We start from the raw sequence: 14,529 nt of genomic DNA, 5'->3' as shown, positions 1-14,529 counted from the left end.
TCTCAGGCCTCTTCCGCGGCTTTGCGGATGGCGGAGATGTTGGCGGCGTAGCTGTCGACCGAGCCGCCCTTGAAGACGGCCGAGCCGGCGACGAGCACATTGGCGCCGGCAGCCGAGACCAGCGGCGCGGTTTCCGGGGTGATGCCGCCGTCGATCTCGATGTCGATCGGCCGGTCGCCGATCATCGCCTTGATCCGTGCGGTCTTTTCCACCATAGCCTGGATGAACTTCTGACCGCCGAAACCCGGGTTGACGGTCATGATCAGGATCAGGTCGAGCCGGTCGAGCACGTATTCCAGGACGTTTTCCGGTGTGGCCGGATTGAGCGACACGCCTGCCTTCTTGCCGAGCGCGCGGATTGCCTGCAGGGAGCGGTCCAGGTGGGTGGTTGCTTCCGCATGGACGGTGATGATGTCGGATCCGGCCTTGGCGAAAGCTTCCAGGTAGGGGTCGCACGGTTCGATCATGAGGTGGGTGTCGAACACCTTGTCCGTATGCGGGCGCAGCGCCTTGATCACGTCCGGGCCGAAGGTGATGTTGGGCACGAAATGACCGTCCATCACATCCAGATGGATCCAGTCCGCGCCGGCTTCGACGACGTCGCGGACTTCTTGCCCGAGCTTGGAAAAGTCGGAGGCGAGGATCGAGGGGGCGATGGTGATTTGACGGGTCATTTCCGGCTCCAGGAAAAGGCGGGGCGCCCGATCCGGCGCCCGCAGCAATTTGGCTCAGCCGGGCGGCTATCACGCTATACCGGCAGGAGCAAGTAGCAGACCCGGGGTGATACCGGAGATCGGGTCAAAACCGGCCGGTTATCGCCAGATAACGGCCGTCGGGACCTTCGAAGCCGTGGGTCTGCATGAGAATCAGGGCGGCAAAAACCGGCGGTCCCGCATCCGGGTAACGGGTGATCACCCGTTCGATCCGGTAGGACAGCGGACAGCCCCGGCTCTCGGGAAGGTCCTTGTCCTCGTTCAGGACCCTGGCCATTCCCTGGTAGAGCATGGTCAGCCGGAATCCTCTGGTCTGTGCGCCGTAGCTGGCGCATTTGCCGGACTCCAGCGGGTATTCCTCGATGGAAAACTCCATCGGATCGTCAAACGCCGGGACAATAATCCGCGGATTGACGACCATGAGATGCGGATCCGCACTCACTTCGGTCACCGGATTGGCGCCGACCGTTTGCCCGGGATAGTCAATACCGTCGAGCAGGCCGGAATCGTTTGCGGCCTGGATTGCCACGTGTCTCGTGTCCCCCAGGATCGTGTCCTGATCGACACCGTCCGGCACATTCTGTTCGACGAACTTGAAGGGGGAGGGCTTCACCCAGCTGTCTTTCTGGACATCGATCACGAAGACTTCCGAATAGGGAAAACCGGATCCGTCCTGGATACCGTATTGTTCGAAGGCGAAGCGCCGTCCGTCCTTGGAAAAGCCGATAATGTCGACATCGGCAAAATCGCCGGCATGAGCCGAAGAAACCAGGACAGCGGCCAGAAAGGTGCTGCAAACAGCGGCGCAGGCCCGACTGAAAATTTTCATAAATCAAACTCCTGTGTGCCCAGGACGGGCGCACGTTACGCATTATTTCGGCGAATGTCAGGCGGCTTTTTCGGCTTCGGTCTTCGAATACCATTGCCCGAAGGGTTTGAGCATCAGCGGCAGCATGTAGATCGGCAACTGGCCGAGCGCGAACCAGAGCCAGGTGAACTCGGGAACCGTACCGCCCAGGGCCGCGACCATCAGCCCCAGGTTCCGGTTCCCGGCGGAATGGGCGATCACGAAGGCATCGGCGCGCGACGCGGGTCGGAACACCAGCAGGGTCAGGCCGATTTGCGCGAAGGCGACGACGAAAGTGAGGCCCGCGATCGCGAAGGTGTAGAGAGGCCGGTCCGCGAAGGTGGCGGCCACACTGTCCATCGCCGCGACTGCAAAAAAGAACAGGAGCAGGACGTTGAGCCCGTCGATCTGGGACTTATAGCCGACAATCCGCGCCCGGCCGGTGACGAGGCGGATGAGCGAGGCGACAAGGAAGGCGCCGCCGAGCAGGAGGAACAGGCGCAGAGCGAGGTCCGGTGCGCTGATCGGCAACACACCGTTCAGGATCAGGCCACCCATCAGCGGAGCGGTGACCGGCGTCAGCAGCACGCAGGCGATCAGAACCGTGAGGCTGAGGGCGCCGTCGAGGCCCATCAGATAGATGAAGGCCGGTGCGGACATGACGGACGGGGCGGCGGTCACGATGAAGATGGCAAGCGTGAATTCCGGCCCGATACCGGTCAGACCGAAGCCATGCAGGAGCAGGACGGCGATCGCGGGCAGTCCAACCATCATCCAGACGCCGGCGAAGACGAGAAGGACGGGACGTTTCAACCGGCTGCGGACGGCCACCGGATCGACGCGCAGGAAAGCGAGCACCAGGAGCACGAAGACGGTGTGAGAGAGCCAGGGCCGGGCATAGGCGGACCAGGACGGCAACGCCATGCCGACGAACAGGCTGGCCGCGACTGCCACGGTTCCGCGGCGTCCAAGCCATCCGAGGACATCGAGGGGAAGTCTCAGCATGCGGGATTTGTCCTTTAAGGGGCGCATAAACCTGTGCCCCCGTCGCCAAAGAATATGGTTTTTCTGATTTTTAAGGTATGAGCGGAAAGGAAGGAAAATCCAAGAGGCGGTTTTGCATCAGGTTGATGTCATTGTGCTCGGTGCCGGGATCGCGGGTGTGTCCACTGCGGCTCATCTGCGCCAGCGCGGCCTTGATGTGGCCCTGATAGACCGGCGGCATCCGGGGGAAGAAACGTCTTTCGGCAATGCCGGGATCGTCCAGCGCAGCGGCTTCTGCCCGTTTCCGTTTCCGACCGATCCAGCGGTTCTGTTCGACATTGCGCTGAAACAGTCCACGGCCGTTTCCTACGACTTCGCAACCCTGATCCGTCTGGTTCCCTGGCTCTATCGCTACCGGCGGTTTTCCAATACGGCCCAGGCCGTGCAGGACTACGCCAAGGCCATGGCGCCGCTGAAAGCGCTGGCGCTGGGCGAGCACAAGGCTCTGGCAAAATGGGCGAATGCGGAGCGTTTCTACCGCAAGAGCGGTTGGCTGCATGTCTACCGTTCGGCCAAGGGAGCGGCGGCCGGCGAAGTGGAGCGCCATTTCGCCCGGATCTACGGTGTCGAGTATCGGGAGTTCAGCGGCGGCGACATCAATACCGTCGAACCCGGCCTGATCACCGACGGGCTGTTCGGGGTCTATTGGCCGGAGAGCGAATCGGTGTCCAATCCGGCGGCGGTAACGGACGCTATCTGGCGCAGCTTCATTCAGGAGGGCGGGCGGTTCTTCACCGGAAACGCCCTCGGGCTGGAGCGGAAGCGGAACGGCTGGTACCTGCGCGCGGAACGCAGCGATATCAGGGCAAAACAGGTGGTCGTTGCCCTGGGGCCCTGGTCCGGCGACTTCCTGAAGAAAATGGGAGAAAACTATCCACTTGCTGTCAAGCGCGGCTATCACTCGCATTTCCGCCCGGCCTCCGGCGCGTCCCTGTCCCGGCCGGTTGTCGATGTCGAGCACGGCTTCGTCCTGACCCCGATGGAGCGGGGAATCCGGCTGACCACCGGGGTCGAATTCGCCGACCGCGACGCGCCGCCGTCGCAGGGGCTGATCAAGATGGCGCGCAAGCGGGCGGAGGAAATCTTTTCCCTGGGGCGCCAGATCGACAACGACCCCTGGCTCGGCAGCCGGCTGTGTCTGCCCGATTCCCTGCCTATCGTCGGCGCCTCGCCGGAAAACCCGGGGCTCTGGTACAATTTCGGTCACGGGCACGAAGGCTTCACCCTCGGGCCTGTGACCGCGCGGATCCTTTCGGAACTGATGACCGGCGAGAAGCCGTGTGCAGACGCGAGCCCGCTTTCGCCCCTGAGGTTCATTGCATGAGTCTGGTTCTGGCTGCGCTACAGACCGCGATCCTGCCGGTCTTTGCAGCACTTGCCCTTGGGCTCGGACTTGGCTGGCGCGGCGTTCTCACACGGGCCGACGCCACCTCGATCAACAAGTTCGTCATTCTGGCAGCGCTTCCGGCCCTTCTGTTCGGTCTGGTCGCCAGGGCTCCGCTCGCCGATTTCGATCTCAAGATCGTTCTGATCTATCTCCTGAGCGAAGTCCTGATGTACGGGCTCGGATTTCTCGTCACCTGGCGCGTCTTCAAACGCCCCGTTCTGGAAGCCTTGCTGATCGGCATGGCGTGTTGTTTCGCCAACCACGTCTTCTTCGTCTTTCCCATCGCCCAGGTGGCGATCGGTCCGGAGGCGGCGCTGCCCGTCGCCGCGGTCATGGCCGTCGATGCGGTGGTGCTTTACGGGGCGACGATCCTGCTTCTGGACGTGGTCAGTGCCGGCAGCGGATCCCTGGTCAGGATCGCAAAGCAGATCGGCAGCAATCCCCTGATTCTTTCCCTGGCGGCCGGCGTTCTGGTAAATCTTTCCGGATTACAGCTTCACGCGGGACTGATCCGGTACGTGGATTTCGTCGGGGCCGCGACGGCGCCGTCGGCCCTGTTCGCGCTGGGCGTGATGTTGTCCGCGGTTCCCCTGAAGCGAATCGAAGGCGCCGTGGCCACGACGGCGCTGATGAAGGTTCTGGTCCACCCGCTCGTCTATTTCGGACTTGTCGCGGTCGCCGGTGGCAGCGATCCTGTCTGGCAGAATTCGGTTCTGCTGGTCGCCGCCGGCCCTTGCGGCGCCATGCCCTTCGTTCTGGCATTGCGCTACGGGATCGATCCAACGGTGATCATGAAGGCGATCCTGCTGTCGACGGTCGTTTGCGTGGTTACGCTTGCGTTCCTGTTGTGAAACGGCAGGAGGGACAGCGGGCCCGCTTTACCGGGGAGACGTTTTGCCGCCCCTCCAGCTTTATGATCAGCTTTCGCGCAGGGGCAGGGCGACGGTCTCTTTCACGGTGCTGACCACGATCCTCGACTGCACGTCGGAGACGAGCGTATTGTCGAGCAGCTTGAGCCGCAGGAAGTTGTCGTAGGTCTTGATATCGTCGGTAATGACCTTGATAAGATAGTCAACGGCACCCGTGATGCGTTCGCAGGTGACCACTTCCGGCCAGTTGTGCACCAGGCGGTCGAAGGTTTCCATGTTTTCCCGGCTGGGCACCGCCAGTTTCACGAAGGAATAGGCGACAAATCCCAGACCGACCGATTCCCGGTCGATGATTGCCGTGATTTGCCGAATGATACCTTGTTCCTTTAACTTCTTGATTCGACGCCAACATGGTGTCTGACTCATGCCCGCTTCCTTCGCGATCTCGGCGATGGACAGAGAGGCGTCGCGTTGAAGGGCCTTGAGAACCCTGATATCGGATGGGTCGAGAAGATAATGTTCGGTCATCGGCGCTTTGGGGAATAATTACGCGTTTCTTCGTGGATTGAAGGTCACGATAGCACAGAAATTGTCATCGAAAAGGATGATATTATCCTCAGCGACGACAAGGCCCGGACAGGCTACGGACGCGGTTACCGGTTAGGAGGGAAACGAATGAATGTTTATGTGCCGACTGTCACGCTGGACGACAAATATGTCGCCACGCATGGCCAGGTTTATCTGACAGGCATACAAGCACTGGTTCGTCTCTCCCTGGATCAGGCGCGGTTCGACAGGCAAGCGGGGCTGAAAACCGGCGGTTTTATCTCCGGTTATCGCGGCTCGCCGCTTGGTGGCTACGATACCGAACTGGTGCGCACGCGCCGTCTTCTTGAACCCAGCAACATCGTCTTTCAGCCCGGCGTGAACGAGGAACTAGGCGCAACGGCCGTGTTCGGCAGCCAGAAGCTCCATGGGCCGGGCCGGCACTCGGGCTATGACGGCGTCTTCGGCATCTGGTACGGCAAGGCGCCAGGTGTCGACCGGGCAGGCGATGCGATCAAGCAGGCGAATGCCGCCGGTACCCACCGCCACGGCGGGGTTCTGGCGCTGGCCGGTGACGACCATCTGGCCAAATCTTCCGTTCTTCCCGGACAAAGCGAATTCATGTTCGAGCACATGGAAATCCCGGTGCTCAATCCGTCCGATATTCAGGATGTTCTCGACTACGGTCTGCACGGTCTTGCCATGTCGCGGTTCTCCGCGCTGTGGTCGGCCCTGATCTGTGTTGCCGATACGATGGATGCGTCGGCCACGATCAACGTTTCCGACGACCGGTTGCATTTCGTGTTCCCGGAAGAGGCCGATCCGCGCAAGGATTATCACCAGAACCGCGATCTTCTCTTGGCCAACCGTCTGGAAACCGAAAGGCTACAGCGCGAGTTGCGCTTGCCGGCGGCGCAGGCCTATGTGCGGGCCAACCGGCTCGACCGCGCAACCTTCGGTGCCACGTCTCGCGTGCGGCTCGGTCTGGTCGCCACCGGCAAGGCCTACCGGGACCTGCGCCAGGCGCTGGACCTGATCGGGTTGACCGAGGATCGGGCGCGTGAAATCGGACTTGCCGTCTACAAGGTTGCCATGCCCTGGCCGCTGGAGCCGGAAGGTCTGGGTGAATTTGCCCGGGGGGCGGAGCGCCTGCTGGTCGTGGAACACAAACGGGCCTTCCTCGAACCCCAGGTCAAGGAAGCGTTGTATCATTGTCCCGCATCCGACCGTCCGGAGATCTGGGGTAAGCGCCGCCCGAATGGCGCGCCCTTCCTGTCCGACGTTCTGGAACTCTCCATTGCCGAGATCATTCAGGCCCTGATTTCCTGGCTGCCGAAAGAGGTGGTCACGGATGAGATGCACCAGGTGGCCGAGCGCATGAACAAGCAGGTCATGTGGGCGCAGGGCCATGCGGAGCGGGCGGTCCGTTCGCCCTATTTCTGTTCCGGATGCCCGCATTCGACCTCCACCGTCGCTCCGGAAGGTGCGCGGGTCATGCCCGGGATCGGTTGCCACGCCATGGTGGAAATCGCGGGCCGGACCATGGAAGGCCAGATCGCCATGGGGGCTGAAGGCATTCTCTGGATCGGGCAGAAGGATTTCTCCGACGATAAGCATGTCTTTGCCAATATGGGCGACGGCACCTATTTTCATTCCGGTATAATGGCGATCCGCCAGGCGGTCGCCGCCAAGGCTCCGATCACCTACAAGATCCTGTTCAACGACGCGGTTGCCATGACCGGCGGCCAGCCGGTGGACGGGCAGCTGACCGTGCCGCAGATCACGCAGCAATTGGCGGCGGAAGGCATTCAGCGCATTGAGGTACTCAGCGAAAATCCGGACCATTACGGCTCCTGGAGCGATCTCGCCCCCGGTGCCAGCGTGCATCACCGGGATCACCTGATGGACATCCAGAAGGACCTGCAGGACTATCCCGGCGTTTCCGTCATCATCTATGACCAGACCTGTGCGGCGGAAAAGCGCCGCCGGCGCAAGCGCGGCCTGATGGCGGATCCGGACAAGCGGCTGTTCATCAACGACAGGGTATGCGAAGGCTGTGGCGATTGTTCCGTTCAGTCGAACTGCCTGTCGGTTGAACCGCTGGCGACGCCTTACGGTGAAAAGCGCACGATCAATCAGTCGAGCTGCAACAAGGACTTTTCCTGCGTTAAGGGCTTCTGCCCGTCCTTCGTGGAAATCGAAGGCGCGGCCCTGCGCAAGGCGGAAAAGGCCGATGTCGATATCGACAGGATCCTGGAAACGCTTCCGGAACCGGAACTGGCCGGTCTTGAGCGTACCGTCAACCTGCTGGTCGCGGGCATCGGCGGCATGGGTGTGACCACCGTCAGCGCGATCTTGGCCATGGCGGCCCATCTGGACGGCAAGCATGCCTCCACGCTGGACATGACCGGCCTGGCTCAGAAGGGCGGTCCGGTGACGTCTCACGTCCGGTTTGCCGCCGGCGACAAGACCATCGAGGGACCGCGTGTGCCGACGGCAAGCCTCGATGTGCTGCTGGCAAGCGACATGGTCGTTGCGACCAATGCGGAACAGCTCGGAATGGCCAACCGTGAGGCGACCAAAGCCTTTGCCAACACGCGGGTTGCGCCGACGGCGGAATTCGTCATGCGCCAGACGCTTTCCTTCGACGAGATCCGCATGGACAAGGCGCTGAAGGAAGCCTCGAAAGCCTATCTGGGCATGGATGCGGCCGGTATTGCCGAAAAGCTTCTGGGCGATGCCATCTACGCCAACATGATCCTGGTCGGCATGGCCTACCAGTCCGGCGCGCTGCCGATTTCGGCTCAGGCCATCGAAGGCGCGCTGCGTCTGAACAAGGCCGCCGTGGAGAACAACATCCAGGCTTTCCGGGCAGGCCGTATTCTGGCCGCTTCGCCGGAGCTCATTCTCGAGCACCTGCCGAAGGACGTGGAGGCCCCCAAGCTGAGCCTCGACGAGCAGATCGAAGCCTATGCGAAGGAGCTGACCGCCTATCAGGACGCGGGCTACGCCCAGACCTTCAAGACCGCGATCTCCAAGGTCCGAGTCGCCGACGAAGTCAAGGGGCCGGGCACGCTGCGGTTGACGGCAACGGCGGCCGACATGCTCTACAAGGTGATGGCCTACAAGGACGAGTATGAAGTCGCGCGGCTTTACTCCGACCCGGCCTTCAAGCGGAAGATCGCCGAGCGGTTCGAGAACCCGCGCAAGCTCAAGGTCCACCTGGCACCGCCGCTGATCGCCCATCACAAGGACGCGCGGACCGGCCGGCCGGAAAAGATCGCCTTCGGTCCGTGGATCTTCAGCGCCTTCAAGCTGATGTCCGCATTCAAGGGCATTCGCGGCAAGTGGTTCGACCCGTTCGGGCGGACCGCGGAGCGCAAGGCTGAACGCAAGCTTGTGCAGCAATACACCGAGGACCTGGCGACGATCACGAACCGGCTGGAAACGGCGAACTACGGCCTTCTGGTCGAGCTTGCCCGCGTGCCGGACATGATCCGGGGCTTCGGTCCGGTCAAGGACGCCAATATGGCAAAGGCCGCCGAAAAGCGGGCAACCCTGCTCGACCAGCTCGAACGCGGCTCCGGCGGCGGCAATGACGGCGATAACGCGACCAAGGACTATCTGGAAGCCGCCGAGTAACGGTCCTCGGGGCACAGTTGCCATCATGGTTGCGCGGAAACGGCAACCGTGAAAGGCTCTGTGTTGAGCGTTTCCGTTCTCAAACACTTCGGCGGCAAGACATGGACTTCAGTGTTTTAGTTGTTTTTTTCCTTGTCGTCGTCGGCGTGTCGGTCATCCCCGGGCCAAGCACACTGATCGCCTTTGCCCACGGCGCGCGCTATGGCGGGAGCCGGGCTCTGATGACCGCTGCCGGTAACAGCACAGCTTCCATGCTGCAGGCAGCGGCCGCGTCCGCCGGACTCGGCCTTGTGATTACCACTTCGGCGTTTCTGTTTCTGCTGATTAAATATGCTGGCGCCCTCTATCTGATTTACATGGGGGTGCAGATCTGGCGTACGGCAGCACACCGGCTGGCCTTCGCTTCGGAAATGGAAGACGTTCGTTTTGCCTGGAAGCGGCTTTTCAGTGGTGGCTTTCTGGTTGCGGCAAGCAATCCCAAGGCGGTCGTGTTCTTCACCGCCTTGTTTCCGCAGTTCCTGACCGCCGGCCACAACACCCTGGCACAGATGACGGCAATGGTCGCGGTCATTGGCGTGGTCGCCTTTGTCGTGGCCGCCCTCTACGGCTATGCCGGAGCCTGGCTTCGCAGGCTCGATTTTTCGCGAAGGGTGATGAAAGCGGTTTACAAGGCGACCGGCGGATTGTTCGTGGCCAGCGGAGTGGGGCTTGCGGTCTCGCGCAATTGAAATTTAGGCCGGCAGCTGACTTGCTGCAGGAGGATTACCTGTTAAACCGCGATTGCCAGGTCGGCACCGGGTCGTCCGGGGCAGCCTGCGCGTGATAGATGCCGCGGGCAATGGCGCGGGCGAGACACGAGGCCGCCGCCGCACCGATCTGGACCATGTCCTCCAGGCCGCGTTCCAGTTTTTTCCGGCCGGTCGACATGGCAAAGACCAGATCGCCGTCCAGCGGGGTGTGAGCCGGCCACAGGGCGCGGGCCAGGCCGTCATGGGCCATGACCGCCAGCCGCTTGGCCTCGGACTTGGTCAACACCGCATCGGTCGCCACTGCCGCGATGGTGGTGTTGGCGCCGGCCTTCAGTCCGTCGAGCTTGGTTCTGACCGAAATGGCTTCCGGCGGCAGCGGTTGCGGCAGGCCGAGGCCGCCGTATTCGTCGTTGATCTCGAAGGGGGCCGCCCAGAAGTGGGCGGTGTCGCCCACGGTTGCCCGGCCAAGCGCGTTGACCGCGACAAGCGCGCCGACCGTGACGCCGTTCTCCAGAACTTTTGAGGCGGACCCCAGCCCGCCTTTCAGATTGGCGGTGGTTGCGCCGGCTCCGGCGCCGACGGAGCCGAGGGCGAAGTCTTCGCCGACGTTGTCGAGGGCCGCGCGGCCGAGATCCCGGTAGGGGGCAGCCTCGCCCCAGCCCTTGTCGCCGCCGTTGAGCAGGTCGAACAGGATCGCGGTCGGAACGATGGGCACGCGTACCGGCCCGACGGCGAAGCCGCGCCCGAGTTCGGCCAGCCGTCCCTGGACGCCGGCGCCGGCATCGAGGCCGAAGGCGGATCCGCCCGCAAGGACGATCGCATCGACCTTGTCGACGGTCTGTTCCGGCTCCAGCAGGGCGATTTCCCGCGTGCCGGGCGCGCCGCCGTGAATGGCGACGGACACGACCGCCGACTCGTCCGGTAGCAGCACCGTCGCCCCCGATTTCAGGGCCGGGTCTTCGGCATTGCCGACCTTCAGGCCGGGGACGTCGGTGATCAGGTTTCGGGGGCCGGGCATGGCGGGTTTCTTTTCGAAACTGGTTATTGGAAAACCAGTCTAGACCAGTCTGCGGCGATTGGTGGGAATTATTTCGAAACGCTGTGATAGCCGCGCCGGATGTAGACCAGCGAGCGGTCCTCATCGCTCATGCGCACGTCGGCGACGGTACCGATGATCACCGAATGGGTGCCCATCTCGGAGATGCTGAAGACCTCGCAATCAATGCTGAGGCTTGCATCCTTAAGGCCGGGGCATCCGGTGGCAAGCGGCGTCCACTCGGCCATGGCGAACCGGGCATCCATGTCGAGATTGCCTCGCCCGGCGAAGGCATCGGACAGGGCCTGGTGGTTCGGCTGCAGCGTGTTGACGCAAAAGACCCGATTTTTCAGGATTGCCGAATGCACCCGGCTCGACCGGTTGACGCATACAAGTATGCTGCAGGGGTCGTCGGAGACAGAGCAGACCGCGGAGACCGTCGCGCCAAGCCGACCCGCCGCGCCGTCGGTCGTCAGGATATGAACCGCGGTGACGATCCGGCTCATGGCCTCGCGGAAATGGGCGCCGTCGAGCGGCGCATAGCTATCCCCCGGAGCACCCGCCTTGGAGGGGGTAATTCCGGCACCGGCGGCTTTGGTCGTGGCGGCAGTCTTTAGGGCCAAAAAGAACGTTCCTTTCTGCTGGTTCCCTGTTGCTGAATGTGGCGCGAGGGATCCTCCCCCAAAGAATATAGGTGGGAATTGGTGAAGGACACGTTTTTGCGCAGGCAAAATATCCGGAAAACGACAGGATGCGTGTCTTTACAGGTCCTCTAGTCTTGGCGACCATCGGCAGGCAAATCCTGAAGATGACAGAAAATATATCCAAACAGCCGTTTGCATCGTGTACCAATTGGTCGTGACCGACAAGAAAAGCTGAAGCGCCAGATGATGAAGACGTGGATTTTGACAGGTGCGGCGGCGATCGCCGGCCTGGCTCTCACCGGAGTGGCCCGGGCCGATATCGTGATCGCGACGGCCGGTCCGATGTCCGGCCAGTACGCCCTTTTCGGAGAGCTGATGAAGGCCGGGGCCGAACAGGCGGTTGCCGACATCAACAAGGCCGGCGGCGTCAATGGCGAGAAGCTGGTTCTGGAGATCGCCAATGACGAATGCGACGCGGACAAGGCCGTTGCCGTCGCCAACCAGATGGTCGGCAAGGGCGCGGTCTTCATGGCAGGGCATTTCTGCTCGGAACCCTCGATCGCGGCAAGCGCTGTCTACGCCAAGGAAGGCATCATCGAGATGTCGCCCGGCGCGGGCAATCCGAAATACACCGACGAGCGTCCCGGTTCCGGCATCTACCGGCTGGGTGCCCGGGAGGATCAACAGGGCAAGACGGTGGGGGCGTTTCTGGCCGAGAACTTCAAGGGCAGGAACATCGCCATCCTGCACGACAGTTCGGTTTATGGCAAAGGGCTGGCGGATGCGGTCAAGGCGGTCATGAACGACGCGGGCGTGTTCGAAACACTCTATGAAGCCTTTCCGCCCGGCGAAAAGGACTATTCCCAGCTGGTCTCCAAGCTGAAGGGGGAGGCCGTCGACGCGTTGTTCATCGGCGGTTTTCCGGCGGAAGCCGGTTTGATCAAGCGTCAGATGGTGGAGCAGGGCATGGCTACAGTCGTGGTCTCCGGCGAGGCGCTGCTTTCCGATGAATACTGGGCGATTGCGGGGCCAGCGGGCGAGGGCACGCTGGTGACCTATTATCCCGATCCGCGCCAGATCGAGGCGGCTCGGCCGGTGATCGCGGAGCTGGAGACCGCCGGAAAGCCGTCGGAGCGCTATGCGCTCGTCACCTATGCGGCGATCCAGATCTTCGCCCAGGCTGCCGAGGCCGTGGGGTCGACAGACTTCAACGCGCTGGTCGGGGCGCTCGATAGTGGCGAATTTTCCACGATCCTCGGCCCGGTCTCCTTCGACGACAAGGGCGCTTCCTCCCTGCCGGGCTATGTCTGGTACGAGTGGAAGAACGGCAAATACGGCTACAAATAACGTTTTCGTCGCTCGTATTCGACATGGGCGGCGATCTTAACCTTTTGGAAAGAATTTCCGAAAGGGCTCTTTTCTTTCTTCCAGCGCGCAATAGCATTGTCCCCATTGCTCCGGGGATGGATTTGTTATGCGTATTGCTCTGGTGTTTTCAGCCATTCTGGCTCTGCTTGTCAGCCTTGTTCCGACCGTTTCAGACGCCGCCGAACTGGTCGGTTTCCAGAACCGGAGTTTCCGGCCCGGCACGATCGTGATCAAGAATTCCGAAAAGCGGCTTTACCTCGTTCTCGGCGGCGGGCGCGCGATCCGCTACAAGGTGGCGGTCGGCAAGCGGGGCAAGGTTTGGACCGGCCAGACCTTCATCGACGCCAAGTACATCAAACCAGCCTGGTCGCCCTCTGCTGAAGTGCACCGCGACCATCCCTCCCTGCCTGACGTGATCGCAGGCGGTGCGCCAAACAATCCCATGGGAGTGGCGGCCCTTACCCTCAACGGCGGAAAATACGCCATCCACGGTACCAACCGTCCGGGCTCGATCGGCCGCGCCGTTTCCTATGGCTGCATCCGCATGGCCAATTCCGACATCACCGATCTGTTCCAGCGCGTCGGCATCAGAACGCCGGTGATTGCGGTGCCGTGACTGTATTTGCAGCTTTTGATTGCGCCGGGAATCCTGTTTAGTTTTTCTGGTGACGTCGGTCGGGTGGAGTGAATGCAGATAGTCGAGAGTTCGGTCCTTGGGGTGAGGTCTGCCAGGATCGAACTGAAATCCAACGGCAATCCCGTCGAAATCACCCTGTTCCCCATGATCCACATAGGCGAATCGCAGTTCTACGAGGCGGTGCTACGTGATGCCTGGTCATTCGATTATGTCCTGGTCGAAGGCGTGAAGTCGCCCATCGTAAATGCTTTGACCCGAAGCTACAGGTGGCTAGAGAGCTTAAAGCGTCTGAACCTCGTGCTGCAGAGCCGCTATTTGGGCGGGGACGCATTGAGCAACTTCGAGGGATTGCGTGCCCATGTGGTGCATGCAGATCTGGAACAACAGGAATTCGAACAGCTTTGGCAAAAGGTTCCGCTTTGGCTGCGAGCGCTGGCTTATGTTGTTCCTCCGGCAATTGGCTTGCATCGGCGATTTTTCGCAACACGGGAAACCATGGCATCCAGACTTGAATTTTCCTATCTGACCAGCCGGGATGAGTGGCTGAGCTACGATGAAAACCTGACGCTGTTTCACCATGCAATTAGAGATGCGCGGGATGAACGACTCGTTGCCCGTTTGCTGGAAACGGTCAATTTATGCGGATCGGAGCCAAGCCGGATCGCGGTCGTCTATGGCGCGAGACACATGCGTGCGGTTTTGAAAGCGCTCACCGGGGAGCACCGTTATTCGGTGACCGGAACGTCATGGATGACGGTGTTCAAGCTGTAGTTTCCATCGTGATCTGGTTTCTGTAGGCCGCTTGGAGCGACAGCCTCTTAGGCCGCAGGCGAAACAATTTGACGCGGGGAGGGCGTGTTGTTCCGCGCTCTTATTTCTCTATCTTGAACGTGAGGGTCGGTTTCGTTGGCTGTGCCTTACGCGCACGTGGACGGACCGACCAAGACAGACAACCGGGTTTCTCCGGGTGTGGAAGGTCCGCTTTTACCGGGTGCCCCCAAGCCTGGTGAGGGCGGACTTTCGTCTTTTCGGGCGGCTGAGCATTTC

General features: G+C 61.6%; 13 protein-coding genes. 7 read left to right on the top strand and 6 right to left on the bottom strand.

Annotated features, from left to right (window positions below; all coding sequences use genetic code 11):
- Window positions 1-2: 2 nt before the first annotated feature.
- The 3 genes from rpe to ABIN98_RS11140 all read right to left on the bottom strand — a co-directional run bounded on the left by rpe (window position 3) and on the right by ABIN98_RS11140 (window position 2,565).
- A complete protein-coding gene (rpe, locus tag ABIN98_RS11150; RefSeq protein ID WP_346909952.1) occupies window positions 3-674 on the bottom strand; it encodes a ribulose-phosphate 3-epimerase in 672 nt (223 codons plus the stop codon).
- A gap of 124 nt (window positions 675-798) precedes the next feature.
- Entirely contained in the window at window positions 799-1,542 is a 744-nt protein-coding gene (locus ABIN98_RS11145; protein WP_346909950.1) for a DUF2259 domain-containing protein, read from the bottom strand.
- Window positions 1,543-1,599: 57 nt separating this feature from the next.
- The gene (locus ABIN98_RS11140; protein ID WP_346909948.1) at window positions 1,600-2,565 is read right to left on the bottom strand and encodes a sodium:proton symporter; all 966 of its coding nucleotides are present in this window, start codon (window positions 2,563-2,565) and stop codon (window positions 1,600-1,602) included.
- 112 nt (window positions 2,566-2,677) lie between these two features.
- Here ABIN98_RS11140 and ABIN98_RS11135 point away from each other — a divergent pair, with 112 nt between their 5' ends.
- Window positions 2,678-3,928: an FAD-binding oxidoreductase gene (locus ABIN98_RS11135; protein ID WP_346909946.1), complete on the top strand. Its 1,251-nt coding sequence runs from the start codon at window positions 2,678-2,680 to the stop codon at window positions 3,926-3,928.
- Window positions 3,925-4,842 carry an AEC family transporter gene (locus ABIN98_RS11130; protein WP_346909944.1) on the top strand — a complete coding sequence of 306 codons (918 nt, stop codon included), beginning with the start codon at window positions 3,925-3,927 and terminating at the stop codon, window positions 4,840-4,842. Before ABIN98_RS11135 ends, ABIN98_RS11130 begins: the two co-directional genes overlap by 4 nt.
- A 66-nt stretch (window positions 4,843-4,908) precedes the next feature.
- Here the strand turns inward: ABIN98_RS11130 and ABIN98_RS11125 are convergent, their stop codons facing one another.
- Complete coding sequence (locus ABIN98_RS11125) at window positions 4,909-5,388, bottom strand: Lrp/AsnC family transcriptional regulator (protein WP_190292739.1); 480 nt, start codon at window positions 5,386-5,388, stop codon at window positions 4,909-4,911.
- A gap of 147 nt (window positions 5,389-5,535) precedes the next feature.
- Between ABIN98_RS11125 and ABIN98_RS11120 the strand changes: the two genes are divergently transcribed.
- Entirely contained in the window at window positions 5,536-9,048 is a 3,513-nt protein-coding gene (locus tag ABIN98_RS11120) for an indolepyruvate ferredoxin oxidoreductase family protein (protein WP_346909943.1), read from the top strand.
- A 101-nt stretch (window positions 9,049-9,149) separates the two neighbouring features.
- Window positions 9,150-9,776 carry a LysE family translocator gene (locus tag ABIN98_RS11115; RefSeq protein ID WP_346909941.1) on the top strand — a complete coding sequence of 209 codons (627 nt, stop codon included), beginning with the start codon at window positions 9,150-9,152 and terminating at the stop codon, window positions 9,774-9,776.
- 34 nt (window positions 9,777-9,810) lie between these two features.
- On the opposite strand, the gene ABIN98_RS11110 is transcribed toward ABIN98_RS11115, so the two are convergent.
- Both ABIN98_RS11110 and ABIN98_RS11105 read right to left on the bottom strand, forming a co-directional pair.
- The gene (locus tag ABIN98_RS11110; protein ID WP_346909940.1) at window positions 9,811-10,815 is read right to left on the bottom strand and encodes a P1 family peptidase; all 1,005 of its coding nucleotides are present in this window, start codon (window positions 10,813-10,815) and stop codon (window positions 9,811-9,813) included.
- A 68-nt stretch (window positions 10,816-10,883) separates the two neighbouring features.
- On the bottom strand, window positions 10,884-11,456 hold the full coding sequence (locus ABIN98_RS11105; RefSeq protein ID WP_346909939.1) for a flavin reductase: 573 nt from the start codon (window positions 11,454-11,456) through the stop codon (window positions 10,884-10,886).
- A 264-nt stretch (window positions 11,457-11,720) separates the two neighbouring features.
- Here ABIN98_RS11105 and ABIN98_RS11100 point away from each other — a divergent pair, with 264 nt between their 5' ends.
- The 3 genes from ABIN98_RS11100 to ABIN98_RS11090 all read left to right on the top strand — a co-directional run bounded on the left by ABIN98_RS11100 (window position 11,721) and on the right by ABIN98_RS11090 (window position 14,253).
- Window positions 11,721-12,824 carry a branched-chain amino acid ABC transporter substrate-binding protein gene (locus tag ABIN98_RS11100; protein ID WP_346909938.1) on the top strand — a complete coding sequence of 368 codons (1,104 nt, stop codon included), beginning with the start codon at window positions 11,721-11,723 and terminating at the stop codon, window positions 12,822-12,824.
- Window positions 12,825-12,951: 127 nt separating this feature from the next.
- Complete coding sequence (locus tag ABIN98_RS11095) at window positions 12,952-13,461, top strand: L,D-transpeptidase (protein WP_346909937.1); 510 nt, start codon at window positions 12,952-12,954, stop codon at window positions 13,459-13,461.
- 72 nt (window positions 13,462-13,533) lie between these two features.
- Window positions 13,534-14,253 (top strand): hypothetical protein, encoded by a 720-nt coding sequence (locus tag ABIN98_RS11090; RefSeq protein ID WP_346909935.1) that lies wholly within the window; start codon window positions 13,534-13,536, stop codon window positions 14,251-14,253.
- Window positions 14,254-14,529 lie beyond the last annotated feature (276 nt).

Source organism: uncultured Roseibium sp. (genome assembly GCF_963675095.2).
Lineage (GTDB): Bacteria > Pseudomonadota > Alphaproteobacteria > Rhizobiales > Stappiaceae > Roseibium.
This window is presented reverse-complemented; position numbering and strand designations above follow the sequence as displayed.